We start from the raw sequence: 21,514 nt of genomic DNA, 5'->3' as shown, positions 1-21,514 counted from the left end.
TTACAATAGCAGGATGAAAACAAGAAGACAGAACAGGAGAAAAATAACCATGTCAAATATCATAGAAATCACAGATTTCAACGCTTCGGAGCTGGATGTATATGCCAGGATCTCGGAGATACAGCTTTTGAACCGGGCAGAACCGGAGAAGGGGATCTTTATTGCGGAGAGCCCGAAGGTTATTGAGAGAGCTTTAGATTCCGGGTGCCAGCCGATTTCTTTTCTGGTGGAACATAAACATGTTGAGGGTGAGGCAAAAGAACTGATCCGTCGTTGTGAAGACATCCCGGTTTATACGGCAGAATTTGATGTGTTGACGCAGCTGACTGGATTCAAGCTGACAAGAGGAATGCTCTGTGCAATGCGCCGGCCGGCGCTTCCTGATATAGTCGATGTATGCAAAAATGCCCGCAGGATCGCAGTTCTGGAAAATGTGGTAAATCCTACTAATATAGGCGCGATCTTTCGTTCTGCGGCGGCTCTTGGGATGGATGCGGTGCTGCTGACACCGGGGTGCAGCAATCCATTGTACCGCCGTGCGATCCGTGTCAGCATGGGAACCGTATTCCAGATACCATGGACATTTTTTGATGAAAAAACAGAGTGGAAAACGGAAGGAATCCGGTCTCTGAAAGCGATGGGATTTAAGACGGTAGCCATGGCTCTTAGGGAGGATTCCTTTGATATTGATGATCCTCATTTGATGGCAGAAGAAAAACTGGCAGTAGTTCTTGGAACAGAGGGGGATGGCCTTGCTTCGGAGACCATTGCGGACTGTGATTATACGGTATGTATTCCAATGGCACACGGTGTGGATTCACTGAATGTGGCGGCAGCCAGTGCAGTTGCATTTTGGCAGCTGGGAAAACGCTAAATATTTAAGAGAGTTTCCGTTTTTTATGATCTTGCATTCCGGTTTTCTTCTTCCATATCCATCAGATGAAAAGAAAGCAACAGATACAGGATCTCGTTTCTGTCTGTAAGATCTGAATCCAGAAAAGCTTTGATCTTATCCAGACGATAAAGAAGAGTACTTCTGTGGATAAATAAAGCGCTGGCAGTATGAGAAATGTTCTGGTTGTGCTCCAGAAAACAACGCAGTGTTTCATAGAGATGAGATTGCTTTGCCTCATCCTTATATTTCATTGACAGAAGCTTTTCGTGACAGATCATGTAAGCAGGAAGCTTTTTGGTTGCCTGTTCCAGAATATAGGGCAGAGCGATGGAGTCAAAATAGTGGATACTTTCTGCGGGATTTTTGCGTTTTCCAACCTGCAGGGTAACAGAAGCCTGCGTGTATTGCCGGTGGAAATTAAAATGTCCAAGCATCTTCCGGCTGTATCCGGCGCTTAACATGCTGCTTTTGATAAAGCCCTCGATCTTATCGGAAATCTCATGGATAGTCAGAGTGCAGAGATCCAGATTGATAAAAAGCACAGCATTGCCTTTATGTTCCGTGGCACAGGTGGCAGGAATTGTATTTTCCAGATAGTTACAGATGGCATTAAGTGTCAGATTTTTCTGGTCGATCAGTCCGGTCTGGATCAGGATGCATTGATACATATGGGAAGAAAGCCATCCCACATTTGTCAGTTGCTGACTGATTTTTACATAATCAGCTCCGGGATCTGTCAGAATGGACATAAAAATCTGATGAAGAGGAAAAGCTTTATCCCGACTGTGCATGATACCTGTGGAAAGTGCATGGGATACCATCTGGGAAAGGTACTCCAGAACAAAACCAAACGTATCATCCAGGGGAACCTCACCTTCGGAAAACATCAGCCTGTATACTGCTTTATCACTATTGGAGATATTTACGCAAAGAGAAGGAGCAGTAAGGCCATTTCCCGGATAATAAAAATATCCGGTTTTATAAAAAGTCTCTTCGTAATGAGGATCCTGCTTCAGGCTGTCCACAATAGCCCAGGAATTTTCAGTGGAACCCAAAACAGAATTGGAAAGATCACTTAGATTCCAGTCTCTGGAGGCAATGATAGTAAAATCCATACCGATCAGCATTATTGGATTAGGGATAACGGAAGCTGTAAGATCTAGAAGCTCCTGGATAGATGCGTTCCGGAGACGGGAATCCATCAGGGACTGATTCCACTGATCATAGAGGATAAAAATATCCTGAATCCTGTTAAAGACAATATTGACCGGAATATCTTCAGGGATGATACACATGTTTGGCTGAGTTAATTCGTAGTTCTGATAGATTTTTCCAATCATCAGGAACAGAATATTTTTGGGATGATGAAAAGTGAGCTGAAAATCCGGATCTGTGATAAGGTAAACACGCCCATCCTGAAGAGAGGTGTTCTTTTCAAAGCGGGAAGGGCAGGAAAGGGTGGGGAATGTATCCAGCCTGGATGTATGCAGGGGAAAAGATTTCTGTAAATGATAGCAGATGAGTTTTGCACTGAGTTTCAAGGAAAATCCTCCCTCCTATATTTTGTAGGAAAAAACAGGAATAATAGCCGTGTTATGTGGAATTGTGATTCTTTTGATTTACAGTATAATAGAATCATAAGGAAAAAACAAGTGCAGAAAAAAGGGCAGGGCTGTATGTCTGTTAATGATCTTCCGAAGCTAATCAAAGAATATGGAAAAGATATCACATTTATTAATAAGAAGTAAATAGAATAACAAAGGTCGGAAAAGCCTGCAAAACCCAGCAGAAAAGTGCTTTTCCGGCCTTTTTTTGTGAAATTCAGGAAAAAATAAATTTGTAAAGCAAAAACCCTTGACAGGTATGATGGAATCGTGTATGATAGCCAAGGTGATTACAGATGGAGAAATTTGTAGAGCAGACATTTTTATTTGATTTTTATGGAGAGCTTCTGACAGAGAGGCAGCGGCAGGTGTACACCAGTGTGGTATTTGAGGATTATTCCTTAAGTGAGGTTGCTGAGGAACTTGGCATCAGCAGACAGGGTGTGCATGATATGATCAGACGGTGCAATCGGACATTGGAAGAATATGAAGAGAAGCTTCATCTGGTCGAGAAATTCCTGAACATCCGCAGTCAGGTCATAAAGATCCATGAACTGGCTGACAAGTACCACGCCGAAGATATTGCGGCGATTTCCAATGTGATATTAGAGGAGTTATGATCAATGGCATTTGAGAGTTTAACAGATAAACTGCAGAATGTATTTAAGAAGCTGAAGGGCAAGGGCCGTCTCACAGAGGCTGATGTCAAGGTAGCACTGAAGGAAGTTAAGATGGCGCTTCTGGAAGCGGATGTTAACTTTAAGGTCGTTAAGCAGTTTACGAAATCCGTTCAGGAAAAGGCTATCGGACAGGATGTTATGAATGGTCTGAATCCGGGACAGATGGTGATCAAGATCGTAAATGATGAGCTGGTCAACCTGATGGGAAGTGAGACAACAGAGCTTCCGATCAAACCGGGAATGGATCTTACCGTTCTTATGATGGTCGGTCTTCAGGGTGCAGGTAAGACAACGACGGTTGCCAAGCTGGCAGGCAAACTGAAATCCAAGGGAAAGAGACCACTGCTTGTGGCCTGTGATGTTTACCGTCCGGCAGCGATCACACAGCTGCAGGTAAACGGTGAGAAACAGGGCGTCGAGGTCTTTGCCATGGGAGATAAGCAGAATCCCGTGGATATTGCAAAAGCAGCTATCGAGCATGCGAAATCCAATCAGCAGAATGTTGTGCTCATCGATACAGCAGGACGTCTTCACATTGATGAGGATATGATGCAGGAGCTTGAGGATATCAAAGCGAATGTGAATGTAGATGCTACAGTGCTTGTAGTTGATGCCATGACAGGACAGGATGCGGTAAATGTGGCGCAGAACTTTTCTGATAAAGTCGGCATTGACGGTGTGATCCTGACTAAGATGGACGGTGATACACGAGGCGGCGCTGCGCTTTCCATTAAAGCCGTGACCGGCAAACCGATCTTCTATGTTGGTATGGGAGAGAAGCTTTCTGATCTGGAACAGTTTTATCCGGAACGTATGGCTTCCAGGATCCTTGGAATGGGCGATGTAATGAGTCTGATCGAGAAGGTGGAAGCATCTGTGGATCAGGAACAGGCTCAGGAGATGCAAAAGAAGCTGAAGAAAATGGACTTCGACTTCAATGATTATCTTACCAGCATGGAGCAGATGAACAAGATGGGTGGTATTTCCAGTATCCTGAACATGCTTCCCGGAATGGGCGGTAAGATGAAGGATATCGAGGGTATGATCGATGAAAAGGCTATGGACCGTACCAAGTCCATCATTCTTTCCATGACACCTCAGGAGAGAAGTAACCCCAACATTCTGAACATCTCACGCAAGAACCGTATCGCCAGAGGCGCCGGAGTGGATATTACAGAAGTAAATCGTCTTGTGAAGCAGTTTGAGCAGAGCAAGAAGATGATGAAACAGATGCCGGGATTAACAGGCGGCAAGATGAATATGGGAAAAAGAGGCGGCTTTAAGCTTCCCTTTTAATAAATAACAATAAATTTTCAGAAAGATAATTGGAGGAAAACAAAAATGGCAGTTAAGATCAGATTAAGAAGAATGGGACAGAAGAAAGCACCTTTCTATAGAATCGTAGTAGCAGATTCTCGCTGCAAACGTGACGGAAGATGCATCGCAGAGATCGGAACATATGATCCGAACCTCGACCCAAGCGTATACAAAATTGATGAAGAGGCAGCAAAAAAATGGCTTGCAGCTGGTGCTCAGCCTACAGAGGTAGTTGCTAAGCTTCTTAAACTTGCCGGAATCGAGAAATAATACCTGACAGATTTGGATCTGTGGCCTCAATGAGGCAGGAGCAAGGAGGTATGTAATGAAACAACTTGTAGAAGTAATTGCAAAATCTCTTGTTGAAAATCCGGATGAAGTAGTCGTTACTGAGACTGAAAAAGACGACGCGATTGTTGTTGAACTGAAGGTCGGACCGGCCGATATGGGTAAGGTTATCGGAAGACAGGGCAGAATTGCCAAGGCAATCCGTACTGTTGTGAAAGCGGCTTCTTCAAAAAGCAGCAAAAAAGTGATTGTAGATATTCTGCAATGAAAAAGAGACAGGAGCTGTGGATTCCATGGCTCCTGTTTTTACTCTGAAAGGGAGCAAAAATGGAAGATTTATTAAAGGTAGGAGTTATTACAACGACCCATGGCGTCCGTGGTGAAGTAAAAGTTTTTCCGACAACGGATGACGCAGAGCGTTTTCTTGATATTGAATATGTGCTTCTGGACACAGGAAAAGAGCTTCGCAGACTGAATATTCAGAATGTAAAGTTTTTTAAAAATCTTGCGATCCTGAAGTTTGAAGGCATTGACAACATCAATGATATTGAAATGTATAAGGGCCGTGAGCTTTGGATCCCACGTGAAGAGGCACAGGAGCTTGGCGAGGACGAATATTATGTGGCGGATCTCATCGGAATGGAGGTACTTCTGGAGAATGGGGAGAAATTCGGAGTGCTCCGTGATGTGATGGAGACCGGCGCCAATGATGTTTATATTGTAGATCGTGTGGATGGCGAGGAAATCCTGCTTCCTGCGATCCATGACTGTGTTCTTGATGTGGATGTGGAAAAAAATACCATGACTGTACATTTGATGAAAGGGCTTGTTTAAATGAATTATCATGTACTTACATTATTTCCGGAAATGATCGAGAACGGAATGAACACAAGTATTACAGGCCGTGCCATTACAAAGGGACTGTTATCACTGGAAGCAATCAATATACGGGATTTTGCATTCAATAAGCACCAGAAGGTAGATGATTATCCTTATGGCGGTGGAGCCGGAATGCTGATGCAGGCGGAGCCGGTATATCTGTCTTATGAATCCATTGCAGAACGTATTGGAAGGAAACCCCGCGTGATCTTTCTGACTCCTCAGGGAAAAACCTTCAATCAGGATATGGCAAAAGAGTTTGCCCTGGAAGAAGACCTGGTTTTCCTCTGTGGTCATTATGAGGGAATTGATGAGCGTGTTCTGGAAGAAATCGTAACAGACTATGTTTCCATTGGTGATTATGTACTTACCGGAGGAGAACTTCCGGCTATGGTCATGATGGATTCTATTTCCAGAATGGTACCAGGTGTTCTGAATAATCAGGAATCCGGTGAGACGGAATCCTTTTCCGGGAATCTTCTGGAGTATCCCCAGTACAGCCGCCCGGAGGAATGGCATGGCAAAAAGGTTCCGGAGGTGCTGCTTTCCGGACACCATGCCAATGTGGATAAATGGAGAAGAGAGCAGTCTATCATCCGTACAGCCAAATGGAGGCCGGATCTTTTACCAAAAGCTGATCTGACCAACAAAGAGTGGAACGAGGTCCGCAGGCTTCGCAAACAGTGGAAAGAGGAAGTGGAAAAATAATTATGAAAACATCAGATTTTTATTATGATCTGCCACAGGAACTGATCGCTCAGGATCCGCTGGAGGACAGAAGTTCTTCCAGACTGATGCATCTGTCCCTGAAAGATGGAAGTATCGAACATCGTCATTTTACCGATATACTGGATTACCTGCATAAGGGAGACTGTCTTGTGATCAATGATACCAAGGTTATCCCGGCACGTCTTTATGGTCACAAGGAAGAAACTGGAGCGCTGATCGAGATCCTGCTTCTGAAACGCCGCGAAAATGATATCTGGGAGTGTCTTGTAAAGCCGGGAAAAAAAGCACGTCCCGGTGCAAAGATCACTTTTGGTGACGGTATCCTGAAGGGTGAGATCATTGATATTGTAGATGAGGGAAACCGTCTGATCCAGTTCCATTATGAGGGGATTTTCGAAGAGATCCTGGATCAGCTGGGAGAAATGCCGTTGCCGCCGTATATTACCCACAAGCTGAAGGATAAGAACCGTTATCAGACTGTATATGCAAAGAATGAGGGATCTGCTGCCGCACCTACCGCAGGACTTCACTTCACGCCGGAGCTTCTTGAGAAAGTAAAGGAGAAGGGTGTGAATATTGCACATGTAACTTTGCATGTAGGTCTCGGAACCTTCCGCCCGGTAAAGGTAGATGATGTAGAAAAGCACCACATGCACTCGGAGTTTTATATTGTGGAAGAAGATCAGGCAAAACTGATCAATGATACAAAGAAAAACGGCGGAAGAGTGATTTCTGTGGGAACTACCAGCTGCCGTACCCTGGAGTCCGCAGCCGGAGAAGATGGAATCGTGAAGGCCGGAAGCGGATGGACAGAGATCTTTATCTATCCTGGATATAAATTCAAAGCTATCGATGGACTGATCACTAATTTCCATCTGCCGGAGTCCACGCTTCTGATGTTAGTTTCAGCCCTTGCCGGAAAAGAACATATTATGGCTGCTTATGAAGAAGCTGTTAAGGAAAGATATCGTTTCTTCAGTTTCGGGGATGCAATGATGATTTTGTAGAGCGATTCACTACAAAATAGCGATACAACGGAATATGGAGATATGAAGAAAGCCAGGGGCAATTAAACCTCTGGCTTTTCTTTGTAAATGAATGTGTGAGATAATCCGTTGCGGAATGTGATAGAGTGAATAGCTCCGTCCTTGAAAACGATGTTGTCTATAATGCTGCTGAGAAAAGAATCAAGGACCTCCGGAGAGACGGTAGCACTCAGCGACTGAAAGCTGACGTAGTTTCGGTCAGTGAGTTTCTGGGAGAGTATGAAGTTGCTTGCTTTGGCGATAAATTCATTATCAGTGATAGATTGTTGCAGGCTGTCTTCCGATGCCAGGAACGTCAGCTTGTCCTCGACTTCTTCCAGAGCATCCGAAAGCTGAATCTTCTGAGTGAGGTATTCAGATTCCGACATGGCTTTTTCGGAATAGAGGAAAAGTTTGTTCAGACGGTCAATAGCTCTTTCCAGACGGACCTTTTCCTTTTTGAGCTTTGATAGCTGCAATGGTGGCTCGGAGCCTGTTTTGATTTTGACGTCTTTTCCGAAGACCTCTCCCTTGATGGTTCCGGTGCGGAGCGTATGAAACAGATCCTGCAATCCGTCCGGGGCAATGGCGGCCACCGGGGAGAAAGTATCGCCGGAGAGTAGCTGCTGTTCCAGTTCCTGCATGCTCGTTTCCGGAGAGAACGCCTTTTGAGCGTTGAGCATATTGAGAATGTAGTTGAAGACGAACTCGCCAATGATTGGGTCTGAGGTAGATTTTCCGGTACACCACAGCTTGCTTTTCCTGTGCGTAGGGCAGAAGTAGAGAGAATAGCGTCTGCCGGTAGTCTTCTTTATGGTGGAAATGGAACTGGTCATAGGTTGACCGCAATTTCCACAGATGAGCAGGCCGGAGAAAATGTGCGTGTATTTGCTCTTGCCACTCTTGCGAAATGATTTGAGCCTGCGGTTGGATTCCAGGAGTGCAAGGATGCGTTCTTTCTGTTCTCGGCTTACGATGGCCGGGTGGTGGTCTTTCACGGTAATCCATTCGGATTTATCCTTAGGACGCTGCCGGTCCCCTTCCTTAAGGCGGTTGTACTGGTAATCGCCGCAGTAGAATACGCTGCGAAGAATAATATCCAGAGAGACTGGGGACCAGTCATTACCGGCACGAGTCCGGTAGCCATGTTCGTTCAGATACCGGGCCAGATAAACCAGGGAGCGGAGTTCTTCGTATTTGTCATGAATCAGATGGGCGATGTTGTACTCATCGGAGTTGAAGCTGAAACCCTGTTCTTCCGGGTCATAATCGTAGCCGTAAGGAATACGTCCGCCGTTCCACTGCCCGTTGCTGGCTCTGGAAATCATAGTGGCAGTGACACGTTCCGAAGTCATGTTACGCTCCAGCTCCGCAAAGACAAGGATAATTTTGAGCATCGCTTCTCCCATAGCCGTACTGGTGTCGAACTGCTCGTTTTTCGAGACGAAGGTAACGCCCAGGTCTTTAAGCTCCTGGTACATCTCGGCAAAGTCCAGAAGGTTTCTGGAGATTCGGTCAATCTTCCAGACCAGAAGATGTGTGTACGTGCCGGTCCGGAGTTGAGACATCATTTTCTGAAATTTTGGCCGGATGGTATTTTTGCCGGAGTACCCGGCATCCTCGAAAATTGTCACATCGTCAGTGTTCAGTATCAGCTTGGCGTAGGCAATCAAATCATGACGCTGCATAGGCAGAGAATCCCTGTCAATCTGATGCAGCGTAGAGACTCGTATGTATATAGCCACTTTTGCGTGAGTGGCGGAACTGTTTGAAATCATATTTTTCCTCCAAAAATACGCCGTCCCATTACAGAACGGCGTATGTCCATTTCTACGCCCTTTTAGTCGGGCAATTCAATATTACATCCCTTAATCCGGCAAAATCCGTTATGTAAGGTTTTAGAGCTTTCAGCGAATTAAGAGAAATATTTTTCTGGTTGGGCTTTTGCTCGTTGAGCACGTAGGTAGGTAGCACGTAGAACTCCCAGTATTCCAGGGCAAGCGGCGAAACGTCTTTTGTCAGTGCTTTGTAAAGGCAAAAAACGTAGAGGTCAGAATGACGCTTGATGTCCGGAGAATATCCGGCTTTCGGGTCCCAGGCTTTGTGAGGTGCTATGCTGAACTGTATATGCTCGTGGTACGCTTCATCCCAGGATTGAAGATAAGAAGCGGATTTGACTTCGATTCGCTGTCCGGTAGGACTGGTCAAATCAAAGGGGAGCCAATCAGTTCGCATTTTCGAATCGGGGGGGAATAACGCACTGTGTACTATGTATTCTGCAAGTACGCCCCGGTCTGTGTTGTTGAGCAGATCACTGTAAGCCCAGGACCAGAAATCTACTACTGACAAGCCGGTGTCTTCCCCATGAAAAGTAAATTTGTTATTGGATGTTAATTGCTCCATGCAGGAATCCTCCCTTCGCAGAGAGAGGTTATGCCATGAATATTGCCGTCAAGAGCGAAAACCAACGCCCGGCGGCAGTCAGTGTCTGTCAGAGTATCGGAATAGGTATGAACCAACGGCAAGAACTCACGAACCGAAAGCGAGAGTTTCTTCCGTAGGTGCGCTATTTTGTTAATCGTTCCGGCAGACAGCGATGCAGGCCCTTCCTCCAGAGAAGAACAGAAGGAAGAGAGATAGAGCAGTAGAGCCGCAGCATCGCAATTCAGTTGTTCTTCGGTCCGGGCCAGGAAAAAGTATTTCTTTGAGTCCATAAGCCCTCCTGTCCGGTATCATCTGAAACGACGATACCAATCTAAACGGATAATCTTTTTTCGCCGTCAAGGTATTTCTTGCTTTCCTCAAGAGCCTTGAGGTAGCCCTTCATTTCCCCTTTAAATTCATAACGCTTTTCTGTTGGCAGAGCCTTGTAAATACTCAGCAGCTCCTTCTCATCATCAGTGTAAGTTTCGGCCTGGACGTCAGTGTAAGCAGATTCTTTTCCGGTCAGAATGTAGTCGGTAGAGACGTGCAGAAACCGGGCGATGTCTGCGATGTATTTGGCTGGCGGCAGAGTGTTTCGAGCCTTCCAGGTAGAGTAGGAAGACTGGTTAATGCCAAGAAATTTGCACAGTGCATAAGGCGTTTGTTCCCTCTGTTCGAGAACTGTTTCGATTCTGTCGATTGCTTCCATGTAGCACCTCCGTAAAATAATTCGAGAAATCGAAGAATAACTCTTTACAAATTCGAATTTTCGAGCTACAATACAATCACAAGCTGCAAATGATTCGCAAATGGGAAGTGCTAAATCACATAAGTAGTTTGTGATTGCGTATGTAGTGTATGTTTGTACCGTTAAATTGTATCATTTTACTTCGAGAAAGTAAACTACATATGCAAAAATCCATCAGAAAGGAGGAAAAGCATAATGCAGGGCAATATCACTGACTGGGGCAAGGAAGTTAAGAAAGGTCTGATTGAACGAGACTGGTCTATCAACGATTTGGCTGAGAGAATCGGCAAGTCAAGAACCAGGGTATCCGGAGTTGTGAATGGCCGGATTTACTCGGATTCGATTGCAAGTGCAATCAGTGACCTTCTCAATATCGAAAAGGCATCAGCGTCCATGAAAGAAGCAACCAGAGATTGGTGTATGGATGCAAGAAAAGCCATGATTGACCTGGATATGAATACAGCGGAGCTGGCTGAGAAGACTGGTTACTCCACACAATATCTGAATGCAATTATCTGTGGCAGATGCTATTCGCCACCGGTTATGAAAGTGATAAGCGGTGCGCTCGGAATCCAGGAATATCAAGGGAAACAGGATTCCTCTAAAGACAGTTAAATTGTAACAGGAAAGATGGTGTGAAGAAATGGGAAGAGGCTCTACGAAAGGTAATGAAAATGTGTATTTTGTTGCCAGAAAAAGGGCAGCAATGTACAACGAGAGGCTATACTCCAGAGAAGGTGCGGCGGAGTTGCTTGGCATATCTGTTTCAACACTCGCAGATTATGAGTTGGGAAATACGAAGGTAGTTCCAGTAGACAAGGTGGTTCTCATGGCGGACCTCTATAATGCACCGGAGCTGAAAACTGGGTATTGCAAGCATGAATGCCCGATATGCAGTTATCTTCCGGTTGCAACAGAGGCGAAAGGCCTGGAAGGGATAACCCTTCGGCTGATGAAGAGACTGGATTGCGATGAGCTGAACCGCATCAAAAAAGAACTCGTAGACATTACAGAAGATGGAATCATCGACGAAACGGAGAAGCCGGAGCTGAAAAAGATCCTGGCTTTTTTAGATGAAGTTGCGGAGTCCATCAGTGAGCTGAAAATCGTAGGCGAGAAGTATTTGAAGAAGGTGTGAGTATGGACGTACAGAAAATGCTTGAAATTCTGAAAAGAGATTACGGAATTGAGAGCAAAGAGGAACTGATAGAAAGATTTGAGTCCAGCAAGGGAATCGACATCGGAATTTTCACTGAACGGAGGCAGACAGCATGAGAAGCAGGGCTATGAGACGTAGGATGCACAGGGTTCTGTGGAAGAAACTGAGCAGAATCTACACAGTGGATATGGCAGAGGTCCTGGGCTGGATAGCATACATAAGCATCGTGGGAATTTTCCAGTGCTTCTGTATCGTGATAGCTTGTGAGCAGAGAGACAGGGTAGCTTTTGGAGGAGAGTATTTGATTCTTCCGGCGGCGATACTTGCAAGAATGTGGATTCCGGAAATGATACAGAGTGTGACTGGTGTTCTGGAGATGCTGGATGAGGAAGAGGATAATGTGTGAGATATGCGGACAGAATCCTTGCCATCCGAGATGCCCGAATGCTCCGGAACCGAAAGAGGTTCATATCTGTTCGAAATGTCTGGAAGGAATTTATCCGAGTGACAGATTCTATGAGAGCTGCGGAAGTTATGTGTGCGAGGAGTGCTTAAAAGGCATGACGATTGATGAAATATTTGAATTATTGGGCGAGAGCCTGGAAAAAGCATAGGAGGTAGGATATGGGACAGATGACCGTAGAACAGTGGTACGGCACGATAAAAACCGGACTGACGAAGAAACTGACCGAGAACAAAGAAGCGTTACCGGCCGGGTTTAATCAGCAGAGATTTATTCTGAATTGCATTACAGTGATCCAGGATATGATGAAGGACGATAAGAAGAAAGCACAGTTGGAGAAAATCAATCCGGAAACCATCCCGGTTTGCTTAGCGAAAGCAGCGTACCTGGGACTGGACTTCTTCAACGGCGAGTGTTACGCCATCCCGTATGGCGGAAACCTCAGCTTTCAGACCGATTATAAGGGCGAGATCAAATTGTGCAAGCGGTACAGCAAAAATAAGATTAAAGACATTTTTGCGAAAGTAGTACGGCAGGGCGATTTCTTCATGGAAGAGGTAGATGGAGGCAAACAGAATGTGCAGTACAGACCGAAGCCGTTTTCCAATGAACAGATGATTGGAGCATTCGCTATTGTGGTTTTTGAAGATGGTTCGATGATGTATGACACGATGAGTTCGGAAGACATTGAAAATGTCAGAAACACATACTCTAAAGCAAAAGACAGCCAGGCATGGAAAAGCAGCACTGGTGAGATGTACAAGAAAACGGTATTGAGAAGATTGTGCAAGTTGATTGATTTGGACTTTGACAATATAGAGCAGCAGAAAGCTTACGAAGACGGTGGAGACGTGGTATTCAATCAGCAGTCTCTTCCAGGAGCAACAACAGGACAGGCATTGCTGCCGGAGAATGATAAGCCGGTAGACGCATTTGCGGCGATAAAAGCCCAGAAGCAGGCAGAACCGGTTATTGACGGAATGGTTTTGGAAGAGGCGTAGGAGGCAGTGGCATATGGTTTTGACGGCAGAGAATTATTATAGCAAAGAAGCGAACAAAGAGTACATGAGCGTGTCCCAGTATAAGGATTTCGCAGGAACATACGGAAAGATGGCGTGTGAATTTTCGGCGGTTGAGAAGCTGGAAGAACGGTGGGAGCAGAAAAAGACCACACCGCTTCTGGTGGGTTCCTACGTGGATTCCTACTTTGAAGGAACGCTCGAAGAGTTCAAGAAAGAGAATCCAGAAATCTTCACTCAGAAAGGCGAGTTGAAAGCAAATTATAAGCAAGCAGAGAGAATCATCGCCAGAATGGAGAGAGACCCACTGTTCATGCAGTATATGAGCGGAGAAAAACAGGTCATTATGACTGGAGAGCTGTTCGGGGCAGAATGGAAAATCAAAATTGACAGCTTCGTGAGAGGAATCGCCATTACGGATCTTAAGGTTATGGCATCGATCACTAAGCTGGAGTGGGTAAAAGACATCGGTTATCTAGATTTTGTGCGGTACTGGGGCTACGATATCCAGGGTGCAATATACCAGGAAATTGTGTACCAGAATACTGGAGAGAGACTGCCATTCTACATTGCGGCCGGAACGAAGGAAGAGGAGCCAAACATCGAAGTGATTCAAGTGACGCAGAACTATCTCGATGAAGCGAAACACATGGTAGAAACGAATATGCCGAGAATCCTCAGAGTGAAGAATGGGGAGGCTGAACCGGACAGATGCGAGATGTGCGATTGTTGTAGGCATACAAAGGTTTTGAAGAGACCGATTTCAATTACGAATCTGGTAGCCGGAATTTAGGCGGTGAGTAGATGGCAGACAATAAGAAATATTACTATTTGAAACTGAAAGAGGATTTCTTTGATTCTGATGAAATGCTGCTTCTCCAGGGAATGAAGGACGGGTACTTGTACAGCGACATACTCATGAAGATGTACCTGCGGAGCCTGAAAAATGAAGGGCGGTTGATGTACAAGGACTACATCCCGTACAGTCTGGAGATGATCTCAACGATTACGAGGCACCAGGTAGGGACGGTAGAACGTGCGATGAAGATTTTTGAGCAGTTGAAGTTGGTAGAGGTACTGGATAACGGTGCAATCTATATGATGGACATTCAGAATTTCATCGGACAGAGTTCTACAGAGGCGGACCGGCAGAGGAAGTATTATCGCCGCATCCAGGATGAGAAGAAACTGAGCGGCTCCCAGACGCCGGAGGCATTGATTCCAGAGATGCAGGAACCGGAGCAGGAGAAACCGCCAGTAGAAAAACCACCGAAGCCGAAAAAGGCAACCGCAAAGAAGGAAGACACGATGCAGCTCTATGAGCGCCTGGTTCCAGATTATGCACTTGGCGGCGAAATCAGAGAAAAGATGTGTGAATGGTGTACATACAAGATTGAACGCAAGGAAGGTTACAAAGAGCAGGGAATGAAATCCCTTCTCCGGCAGGTAGAAAAGAAAGTAGCAGAATTTGGAGAAGGCCGGGTGTGTGATTTGATTGAGGAGTGTATGTCAAATAACTGGAAAGGCATTATCTGGGATAAAATGACGCAGATTCCGCAGAGACCAGCCGGGGACAGGATTCAGAACAGAGTGAGTGAGGTAGATAACTGGTAATGACAAGAGAGGAGTTCAAAACGCTTGTTAAGGGAATGAAAGCTGTATACGCACAGCCGACATTCATTCCAGACCAGGATGCCTTCAATGTATGGTTTGAGTTGCTGAAAGATATTCCGTATCAGCAGGCCAACGTAGCAATCCAGAAGTATATGCTGACAGAGAAGTTTCCACCAACGATAGCAGACATCAGAGAAAAGGCAACGCAGATTGTTGAGAGCGTGGATAGCAGCATGAGTGAGTTGGAGGCATGGTCTTTGGTAAGAAAGGCGGTCAGAAATTCCGGGTATCATTCAGTGGAAGAATTTGAGAAACTACCGGAGGCTTGCCAGAGAGCCGTAGGAAGTGCGGCAAATCTGAAAGAGTGGGCGTTGATGGATTCTGAAAGGGTTGAGACGGTAGAACAGTCTCATTTTATCCGGAATTACAGGACAACAGTGCAGAGAATCAGCGAAGAGAAAAAACTGCCGGAATCAATCCGGTTGCTGATTGCCAGCATGAGAGGCAATGCACTGGAGTTGGAAAAGAAAGAGCAGCCTGCGCTCGAAGCTAAGAAGCAGGCAGAAGAAAAAACAGAACCGGAACCGGGAATGTCTGAGGAAACGAGGGCGAAGTTCCAACAGGTCATGCGGAACTTGCAGGGGAAGGTGTGATATGGAGGTGAAGTGACATATGGATATGGCAGAGATTGGAGCGAATATCCGGAGTTGCAGGACAGAAAAGGATATGACGATGGAGGAGCTGGGAAAAGCAATCGGTAAGAGCCAGTCGGCGGTAGCGGATTATGAAAAAGGCAGAGTAGACATTCCGGTATCTTCCCTCATCAAAATTGCAGAAACCCTGGAAATCCACCCGGCAAAGCTGTTCGGTATGCAGACAGCAGATGAGCAGTTTGAGCCGGATGCCACGCTGAGAATTTTCAGTGCGGAGGACAGACGGACTATTGCAGGAATCTTGGTAATGAATGGTTATACAACCCGGCATATCAAGGTTGCAAGAGAAGGAAAGAAGAGTAGCTGGTACTGCATCCAGGCCATGCTTGAAGAAAGCAACCTGGGAAGTCAGTAGGAGGCGGACATGAAAAAAGCGAAGTTTACGGTGTACGGGGAGCCGAAAGGAAAAGGCAGACCGAGATTCAATACGAAGACCGGCCATGCCATAACCCCGAAAGATACAGTGTCCTATGAAAATCTGGTAAAGCTGGAATGGCAGACGGCCTACGGGACAGAGAGTTTTCCGAAAGAGGCGATGCTGGATATGAGGATTAAGGCGTACTACCGGATTCCTAAGTCGGCATCGAAGAAAAAAAGAGCTGCGATGCTGGCAGGAGAGATACGCCCGACTAAGAAACCGGATATGGATAACGTAGTAAAGATTATCGCTGACAGCCTCAACAATCTGGCATATTACGATGATACGCAGATTGTTGACTGCCAGTGCCGGAAGTTCTACTCAGAGAATCCGAGAGTAGAAGTGACGATTATAAATTTGTCAGAGGAAGAATAGGAGGAAATTCACAGTGGATGAAAAAATGGAGATAAGACTGGTAAATCCAACGGAAGACGGGTTCTTGCAGAGGATTGATTGGAACAAAGCAGAGCTGGAGGAGAATGTCAGAAGCATTGTGGCAGCATACCAGGGATTGGTGTATACGGAAGATACGGTATCAGATGCGAAGAATGACAGAGCTGCCCTTAGAAAATTGCTCAATGAGATTGAGGACAGAAGAAAGCTCGTCAAGAAAAAGTGCATGGAGCCGTATGAAGTGTTCGAGAGTGACTTGAAGGATGTAACGGCACTCATCAAGGAACAGATCAGCATCATTGACGGGCAGGTAAAGGAATATGAGAACAGCGTAAAAGAGGAGAAGAAAGCCAGATTGCAGGATGTATATGCTGAGGCAATCGGAGAACTGGCAGAGGTTCTTCCTTTTGAGCGAGTGTTTGAGGCACAGTATCTGAACGTGAGCTTCAAGGAAAGCAAGGCAGCAACCGAAATCCAGGAAAAGGTTCAGAGAGTAAAGAGCGACCTGGCGGCTATTGATGCACTGGATAGCAAGTACAAGCTGAATGCGAAGGATGTATATGTGAGGACACTTGATATGTCCAAGGCCATGGCTGAGAATGCCCGTCTGATTAAGTTTGAAGAGCAGATGGAAGCAGACCGTAAGAGAAAAGCCGAGGAAGAGGAACGCCGGAGAGCCGAAGCAGAAGCCAGAGCCAAAGAAGCAGAGGAGCGCAGACGCCAGGAGGCTGAAAGAATCGCTGCGGAACGTGCGGAGAGAGAAAAAGCACTGGTAGAACAGCAGACCCAGGAGGAAAGAGCTTCGGAATCTGGCTACGACACACCAGTTCCGGATAAGACGGCAGATGCGCAGAGTGAGGAACCTGCAGAAAAGCCGGCCGAAAAAGAAGTTCTTCCGGAGGAGAAGAAATACAAGGCAACCTTCTATGCGATTGGTACGCTCCAGCAGTTGAAGGATTTGCAGGAGTACATGAAAGAACATAATATCCAGTTCGGAAAGGCAGGTAAGTAGGATGAGTGATTTTGTGAAGGAATTGAATTTTGATGGCGATACCTTTAATGACATGAAGAGAGATATGAATTTTGTCTTACAGAGACTGCTCGGTAATATGCAGGAAAAGGAGTGCCAGGAAGGAACACTGACACTAAAACTTGATGTGTCACTCACGAGAGAGTATGTGCCGAACTACAATCCGAATATTCCTGGAGAGAGCAGAGAGATTGCGAAGCCGAAGTTCAGTCACAAGGTAACGAGCCAGATGAAGGTTGAAGATATGAAAAAAGGTAACCTGGACACCGAGATGGAGCTGTTCTTGAATGAAGAGACCGGGGAGTACGAGATGCGGCCGGTAGCCGATACAACACAGAGAAGTATTTTTGATGCAGACTACAGAGATGTGACGGAGCCGGGACCGGCAGGAATCGAGCCGGATATTGGTCCGGAATACATCGAACATCCGGAACTTCCGGGAGAGGTAGTAGATGAACATGCCCTTCCTGGCCCGGTGGAAGAATGCGAGGATGCAGACGAGAGCGTATATGACGATTCTACGGGCGATAACCTGGAAGATACACAATTTACTGATGAAACCGATTTAGACGGCGCAGAGGACGGTACAGAGATTACAAGCGGCTCTGAGGAAGACGAAACCGACACCGAAGATGATGAGTATGGATATGATGAACCAGAGGAGGAAGAGTAAATGGAGCTGAAAGATTTAGTAGGGAAAATGGCAATCAGAACACAGAAAGCGAGAGGGTTTGCGCCTTGGGAAACGGACCGTGCGATTCGCTTAGATTTTATGGTTCCTGTACCGATTTTTGATGATAGAGAGAGGTATATGGACGAACCGGTAAAAATTGTGGCAGTGGAAGAAAGTCAGGTTGTTATTGAAAGAGATGGCAAGAGAGAGCTGCTGGAAAGAAAGTATGTTGATGAACACTGGACGGATTATGAGAGGCTTCTGCATCCGGAAGAGGAAGAGAAGGAAAAGGCTGAAAAGCTGATGAAGGAGTTCGAGGTAGCGGCGGAACCTATCAAGCGTTTCCTGGCAGAGCATTATGACCCGATGTGTACGGCGGTGATCTCCATGGATAACATCCAGATTTTCAGAGGAGCTGGGCGAGCCGATTCAGAATATCTGTTGCCGGTGCGGAGCAGAGGTTGAAGAGGAAATGAAGGGATAATAAATGGATAAAAGGCCGAGAAAAGAAGATGGGTCATTGTTCATATCGTGTAAATCATGCGGAGTGCCGCCGGACAGATGCAAGGGCTTTTGTATTTTCCAGAGAATGACGGCAGAAGCAGAAAAGCAGAAACAGGAGGGAAAGTCGAATGGCAAAATTTAATATCGAAGTAGAACTTGACTGGATGGATGAAGAGGCATATTCCATCGATGATGAGTTGAGAGAACGGATTGTGGAGGGCGTGGAAAACGCCCTTCTGGAAAAGGCAACGAATGAAGCTGTAAAGGCAGTGGATAATAAAATTGCAGAGAAGATTCTGGAGGCGGAAGAAACGATACAGGCAACCGTAGACCAGTTCATTGCGAATGTGTGCGAGGAGAAGATTGGAAAGATTGTTATCCCGGAAAAGAAAAGCACCTGGAGCGATGAAGTAACGTACAAGCCTCTGTCTGAATACGTGGGAGAGAGATTTGAACTGTTCCTTACGGAAAAGAGATATGACAGGGACGGCCGCATTGCAAGTTATTCCAGTGACAGGAAATTATCCGCCGCCGGTCTGCTCACGAGTCAGTATCTGGAAGAGGAACTTGGAAAGAAGGTTGAAAAGCTGATTGCGAATGCTAAGAGAGAGGTAGAGGAATCTCTGATAAAATCACTGGAACAGAATTTGAAAGAAAACCTTGCGAAAGACACGATTGAAAGAATGAATATCACGGAAGTGTTGAAGAAATTAAGCAGCATAGGAGCAAAGCAGGTAACCGGAACATCATTGCCGGAGTAAAGGAGGAAGGATATGAGTGATTTTACCATAGGGCATGTTACAGACCAGAAGGAAGGACCGATGGATGGAGTGTACGCTGAGACGAAGGGCACATACACGAAGTTCAAAGGAACCGGAGCATTTCAGAAAGAGAAGAGAATCCTGTATCAGAAAGTAACGGATGTCGGAATCAAGGCCAGTTTGCAGACCGGCATGGTAAGCATCAATGACAGAAACCGGAACCAGGCAATAGCGGTAAGCATTACGGAGATGGTTGCGATTCTGAATGAGGCTTTGAGATACGGAACGGCAGGAATGGGAAAGAAGGTGCGGCTGTGATCAACAGGGCAAGCGAAGGAACGTGTCGTCAGTGTGGCAGAAGAATCCTGTGGGTGCGGATGAAGTCCGGAAAGAATATGCCGGTAGACATGGCACTGCATAATTACAAGAAGGACAGCACCGGAAAAGAAAAAATCGTCACGCCGGACGGAGAGGTAGTGGCAGGAAGAATTCTGGTAGGCGAGCGTGGAGATGGAGCAGGTTATATTTCACACTTCGCTTCATGCAAGAAGTACCGGAGATAAAAAGAAAAGCCGCCATATCCCCATGGCAGCTCCTCAAATGTTCATAGATAAATTCATTATATGGAGCAGAGCAAGAAAAGTCAAGGAGGTATGGCGGTATATGGAAAGGCAGAGTGAGCAGGAACTGTTAGCAATCGTACCTGTGGAAACGGAGAGTCTGGAGGGAAACAGAATCTACCAGGTAACAGGGAGAGAACTGACACAGATAGCGGAAATATCTGCGAGAGAAGCGGTCAAAATGTGCAGAGAAGAGCGAAAAAAGACCGAAAAACGTGAGCAGAGTAACGCTGATAAGGTAAAAAGAACCAAGAAATTGTTATCAGACTACCGTAGACTGAAAAGGGAAATCCCGGAAGATGAAGAATTTACGGAAGGCGAGAAAGTAGAAAAACGGTGGGCGTTCCTAAGAGATTTGATGGGTTCGGCACATATCAATAGCCAGGAAAGCGTAGTAGAGAAAGAGGAAAAGCGCAGGGCGGAGAATATGTATTACATCAACCGGATAGAGCGTGCGATTGAGACGTACCGGGAGGAGTGCGAAACATCGAAAAAGCCAGAAGCTATGCGGTGTTACAGGGAAGTGTACGAATACTACATAGCGGAGGAAGAAAAGACGGTTGCTCAGATTGCGAGTGAGGAATGCGTGAGTGAGAAGACTGTCTATAAGGACATCGGTAACGCCTGCAAAATCATAGCGGTGTACCTGTTGGGTGTGTGAGAAAACTGGGTTCAAAAACAGTAGAAAATATGGAATTGACGAGGGTAAAATACCTGTGGTAACGTAGTAAGTGCCAAAAGCCCATATGTCACACCATAAAAATGGAGCACTGTGAATCGACTTTTCCTTCTCTGATGGCTGGGCGGTCTTCGGACCGCAAAGCCGGAGGAAGGGATTCTTAAAAAACGGTAAACAGCCTGTATTCCCTGTACTTAGGTAGGTAATCTGGTATAATTAAAGTATGGAAAACAACGGTTTTTCAAGGGAAAAGGAGCAGACGGACAATGGGAATTTATACGAGCAGATATAGCAACAAAGAGCTTGCAGATGGCAAATATTACTGTGTAGGAATCAGCATCGGGACGCCGAAATTCAAACTGGCGTACAGACTGGAAAACCAGTGCTACTCACTGGCACCGAAAGGGTATATGCTGAGAATGAACCTGGAAGATTTCAAGAAAGCCTATTACGAGAAGCTGAACGGCATAGGCAAGGACAGAATCATCAACATGGTTATGAAGATGGAACGTGACGCAGCGGCCCAGGGAAAGGATTTGGTCCTCCTGTGCTACGAGGATGTGAGAATCCCGGAAGATTGGTGTCACAGAACTGTTTTTGCTGAGTGGTGGGTGGAGAACACTGGAGAGATTATCGAAGAACTTCCAGACCCGAATCCCCCGAAGGGAAAGAAGGTAGCAACGACAAGTAAGAAGCCCGAAGTGCAGACGAAGCCAGATGATGGCTACCAGCAAATGAGTCTGTTTGGTATGGGCGCTTTAATATAATATCCGGAGCTGGTGTAGGCAGCACACGACTATTCCATAGTTGAGGCCCTGTTCATCGCAGGGCTCCGGTCCAAAAACAACGGCATCGCATCCGAAAGGGTACGGTGCCTTT

General features: G+C 46.0%; 32 protein-coding genes. 27 read left to right on the top strand and 5 right to left on the bottom strand.

Annotated elements, in window-relative coordinates; translation table 11 throughout:
• Positions 1–49 precede the first annotated feature (49 nt).
• On the top strand, positions 50–874 hold the full coding sequence (locus NE671_RS02935) for a TrmH family RNA methyltransferase (RefSeq protein WP_256163660.1): 825 nt from the start codon (positions 50–52) through the stop codon (positions 872–874).
• A 23-nt stretch (positions 875–897) separates the two neighbouring features.
• Here the strand turns inward: NE671_RS02935 and NE671_RS02930 are convergent, their stop codons facing one another.
• Positions 898–2,436, bottom strand: coding sequence for a PucR family transcriptional regulator (locus NE671_RS02930; protein ID WP_256163659.1), 1,539 nt, complete (start codon positions 2,434–2,436; stop codon positions 898–900).
• 359 nt (positions 2,437–2,795) lie between these two features.
• On the opposite strand from NE671_RS02930, the gene ylxM reads away from it, so the two are divergent.
• The 7 genes from ylxM to queA are packed head-to-tail and all read left to right on the top strand — an operon-like array spanning position 2,796 to position 7,399.
• Entirely contained in the window at positions 2,796–3,119 is a 324-nt protein-coding gene (gene ylxM, locus NE671_RS02925; protein WP_015525222.1) for a YlxM family DNA-binding protein, read from the top strand.
• Between the two features lie 3 nt (positions 3,120–3,122).
• Entirely contained in the window at positions 3,123–4,475 is a 1,353-nt protein-coding gene (ffh, locus tag NE671_RS02920; RefSeq protein WP_256163658.1) for a signal recognition particle protein, read from the top strand.
• Positions 4,476–4,520: 45 nt separating this feature from the next.
• Positions 4,521–4,766: a 30S ribosomal protein S16 gene (rpsP, locus tag NE671_RS02915; protein WP_015525220.1), complete on the top strand. Its 246-nt coding sequence runs from the start codon at positions 4,521–4,523 to the stop codon at positions 4,764–4,766.
• Between the two features lie 55 nt (positions 4,767–4,821).
• Positions 4,822–5,052, top strand: coding sequence for a KH domain-containing protein (locus tag NE671_RS02910; RefSeq protein WP_015525219.1), 231 nt, complete (start codon positions 4,822–4,824; stop codon positions 5,050–5,052).
• Between the two features lie 59 nt (positions 5,053–5,111).
• Complete coding sequence (gene rimM, locus NE671_RS02905; protein ID WP_059085894.1) at positions 5,112–5,618, top strand: ribosome maturation factor RimM; 507 nt, start codon at positions 5,112–5,114, stop codon at positions 5,616–5,618.
• Positions 5,619–6,371 (top strand): tRNA (guanosine(37)-N1)-methyltransferase TrmD, encoded by a 753-nt coding sequence (gene trmD / locus NE671_RS02900; RefSeq protein ID WP_015525216.1) that lies wholly within the window; start codon positions 5,619–5,621, stop codon positions 6,369–6,371.
• A 2-nt stretch (positions 6,372–6,373) separates the two neighbouring features.
• Positions 6,374–7,399, top strand: coding sequence for a tRNA preQ1(34) S-adenosylmethionine ribosyltransferase-isomerase QueA (gene queA / locus NE671_RS02895; protein ID WP_256163657.1), 1,026 nt, complete (start codon positions 6,374–6,376; stop codon positions 7,397–7,399).
• Between the two features lie 62 nt (positions 7,400–7,461).
• On the opposite strand, the gene NE671_RS02890 is transcribed toward queA, so the two are convergent.
• From NE671_RS02890 to NE671_RS02875, 4 genes are read right to left on the bottom strand one after another with little or no spacing between them, the layout of a single operon-like run.
• On the bottom strand, positions 7,462–9,195 hold the full coding sequence (locus tag NE671_RS02890) for a recombinase family protein (RefSeq protein WP_256163656.1): 1,734 nt from the start codon (positions 9,193–9,195) through the stop codon (positions 7,462–7,464).
• A 52-nt stretch (positions 9,196–9,247) separates the two neighbouring features.
• Positions 9,248–9,820: a hypothetical protein gene (locus tag NE671_RS02885; protein ID WP_256163655.1), complete on the bottom strand. Its 573-nt coding sequence runs from the start codon at positions 9,818–9,820 to the stop codon at positions 9,248–9,250.
• Complete coding sequence (locus NE671_RS02880; protein ID WP_064786186.1) at positions 9,808–10,131, bottom strand: hypothetical protein; 324 nt, start codon at positions 10,129–10,131, stop codon at positions 9,808–9,810. The genes NE671_RS02885 and NE671_RS02880 overlap by 13 nt, the downstream gene beginning before the upstream one ends.
• 41 nt (positions 10,132–10,172) lie before the next feature.
• A complete protein-coding gene (locus NE671_RS02875) occupies positions 10,173–10,550 on the bottom strand; it encodes a helix-turn-helix domain-containing protein (RefSeq protein WP_064786184.1) in 378 nt (125 codons plus the stop codon).
• Positions 10,551–10,784: 234 nt separating this feature from the next.
• Between NE671_RS02875 and NE671_RS02870 the strand changes: the two genes are divergently transcribed.
• The 19 genes from NE671_RS02870 to NE671_RS02780 all read left to right on the top strand — a co-directional run bounded on the left by NE671_RS02870 (position 10,785) and on the right by NE671_RS02780 (position 21,402).
• Positions 10,785–11,204, top strand: coding sequence for a helix-turn-helix transcriptional regulator (locus tag NE671_RS02870; protein WP_177290640.1), 420 nt, complete (start codon positions 10,785–10,787; stop codon positions 11,202–11,204).
• A gap of 28 nt (positions 11,205–11,232) precedes the next feature.
• On the top strand, positions 11,233–11,727 hold the full coding sequence (locus tag NE671_RS02865) for a helix-turn-helix domain-containing protein (RefSeq protein ID WP_256163654.1): 495 nt from the start codon (positions 11,233–11,235) through the stop codon (positions 11,725–11,727).
• 2 nt (positions 11,728–11,729) lie between these two features.
• Positions 11,730–11,864: a hypothetical protein gene (locus tag NE671_RS02860; RefSeq protein WP_256163653.1), complete on the top strand. Its 135-nt coding sequence runs from the start codon at positions 11,730–11,732 to the stop codon at positions 11,862–11,864.
• Positions 11,861–12,154, top strand: coding sequence for a hypothetical protein (locus tag NE671_RS02855; RefSeq protein ID WP_177290652.1), 294 nt, complete (start codon positions 11,861–11,863; stop codon positions 12,152–12,154). The genes NE671_RS02860 and NE671_RS02855 overlap by 4 nt, the downstream gene beginning before the upstream one ends.
• Positions 12,147–12,362, top strand: a complete 216-nt coding sequence (locus NE671_RS02850) for a hypothetical protein (protein ID WP_256163652.1) — start codon at positions 12,147–12,149, stop codon at positions 12,360–12,362. The genes NE671_RS02855 and NE671_RS02850 overlap by 8 nt, the downstream gene beginning before the upstream one ends.
• Positions 12,363–12,372: 10 nt before the next feature.
• Positions 12,373–13,212, top strand: a complete 840-nt coding sequence (locus NE671_RS02845; RefSeq protein ID WP_256163651.1) for a RecT family recombinase — start codon at positions 12,373–12,375, stop codon at positions 13,210–13,212.
• A gap of 13 nt (positions 13,213–13,225) precedes the next feature.
• Positions 13,226–14,023 (top strand): PD-(D/E)XK nuclease-like domain-containing protein, encoded by a 798-nt coding sequence (locus tag NE671_RS02840; protein WP_101872437.1) that lies wholly within the window; start codon positions 13,226–13,228, stop codon positions 14,021–14,023.
• Positions 14,024–14,034: 11 nt separating this feature from the next.
• Positions 14,035–14,844 (top strand): phage replisome organizer N-terminal domain-containing protein, encoded by an 810-nt coding sequence (locus NE671_RS02835; RefSeq protein ID WP_177290654.1) that lies wholly within the window; start codon positions 14,035–14,037, stop codon positions 14,842–14,844.
• Positions 14,844–15,497, top strand: a complete 654-nt coding sequence (locus tag NE671_RS02830; protein WP_101872439.1) for a replicative helicase loader/inhibitor — start codon at positions 14,844–14,846, stop codon at positions 15,495–15,497. The genes NE671_RS02835 and NE671_RS02830 overlap by 1 nt, the downstream gene beginning before the upstream one ends.
• Before the next feature lie 19 nt (positions 15,498–15,516).
• Positions 15,517–15,912 carry a helix-turn-helix domain-containing protein gene (locus NE671_RS02825; RefSeq protein ID WP_101872440.1) on the top strand — a complete coding sequence of 132 codons (396 nt, stop codon included), beginning with the start codon at positions 15,517–15,519 and terminating at the stop codon, positions 15,910–15,912.
• Positions 15,913–15,921: 9 nt separating this feature from the next.
• A complete protein-coding gene (locus NE671_RS02820; protein WP_177290655.1) occupies positions 15,922–16,350 on the top strand; it encodes a RusA family crossover junction endodeoxyribonuclease in 429 nt (142 codons plus the stop codon).
• Between the two features lie 13 nt (positions 16,351–16,363).
• A complete protein-coding gene (locus NE671_RS02815; protein WP_211133377.1) occupies positions 16,364–17,380 on the top strand; it encodes a DUF1351 domain-containing protein in 1,017 nt (338 codons plus the stop codon).
• A gap of 1 nt (position 17,381) precedes the next feature.
• Positions 17,382–18,071, top strand: a complete 690-nt coding sequence (locus tag NE671_RS02810; RefSeq protein ID WP_256163648.1) for a hypothetical protein — start codon at positions 17,382–17,384, stop codon at positions 18,069–18,071.
• Positions 18,072–18,536, top strand: coding sequence for a hypothetical protein (locus tag NE671_RS02805; protein ID WP_256163647.1), 465 nt, complete (start codon positions 18,072–18,074; stop codon positions 18,534–18,536).
• A gap of 167 nt (positions 18,537–18,703) precedes the next feature.
• On the top strand, positions 18,704–19,336 hold the full coding sequence (locus tag NE671_RS02800) for a hypothetical protein (RefSeq protein WP_256163646.1): 633 nt from the start codon (positions 18,704–18,706) through the stop codon (positions 19,334–19,336).
• Between the two features lie 12 nt (positions 19,337–19,348).
• The gene (locus NE671_RS02795; protein WP_256163645.1) at positions 19,349–19,654 is read left to right on the top strand and encodes a hypothetical protein; all 306 of its coding nucleotides are present in this window, start codon (positions 19,349–19,351) and stop codon (positions 19,652–19,654) included.
• Positions 19,651–19,899 carry a hypothetical protein gene (locus tag NE671_RS02790; protein ID WP_233435063.1) on the top strand — a complete coding sequence of 83 codons (249 nt, stop codon included), beginning with the start codon at positions 19,651–19,653 and terminating at the stop codon, positions 19,897–19,899. The genes NE671_RS02795 and NE671_RS02790 overlap by 4 nt, the downstream gene beginning before the upstream one ends.
• A gap of 100 nt (positions 19,900–19,999) precedes the next feature.
• Positions 20,000–20,617, top strand: a complete 618-nt coding sequence (locus tag NE671_RS02785) for a MerR family transcriptional regulator (RefSeq protein ID WP_243284744.1) — start codon at positions 20,000–20,002, stop codon at positions 20,615–20,617.
• Between the two features lie 284 nt (positions 20,618–20,901).
• Positions 20,902–21,402 (top strand): hypothetical protein, encoded by a 501-nt coding sequence (locus NE671_RS02780; protein ID WP_117687932.1) that lies wholly within the window; start codon positions 20,902–20,904, stop codon positions 21,400–21,402.
• The last annotated feature ends 112 nt before the right edge of the window (positions 21,403–21,514 follow it).

Source organism: Blautia sp. DFI.9.10 (assembly GCF_024461705.1).
Classification (GTDB): Bacteria; Bacillota; Clostridia; order Lachnospirales; family Lachnospiraceae; genus Blautia_A; species Blautia_A fusiformis.
Note: the sequence above shows the minus strand (reverse complement) of the source record. Positions and strands in the feature narration are given on the sequence as shown.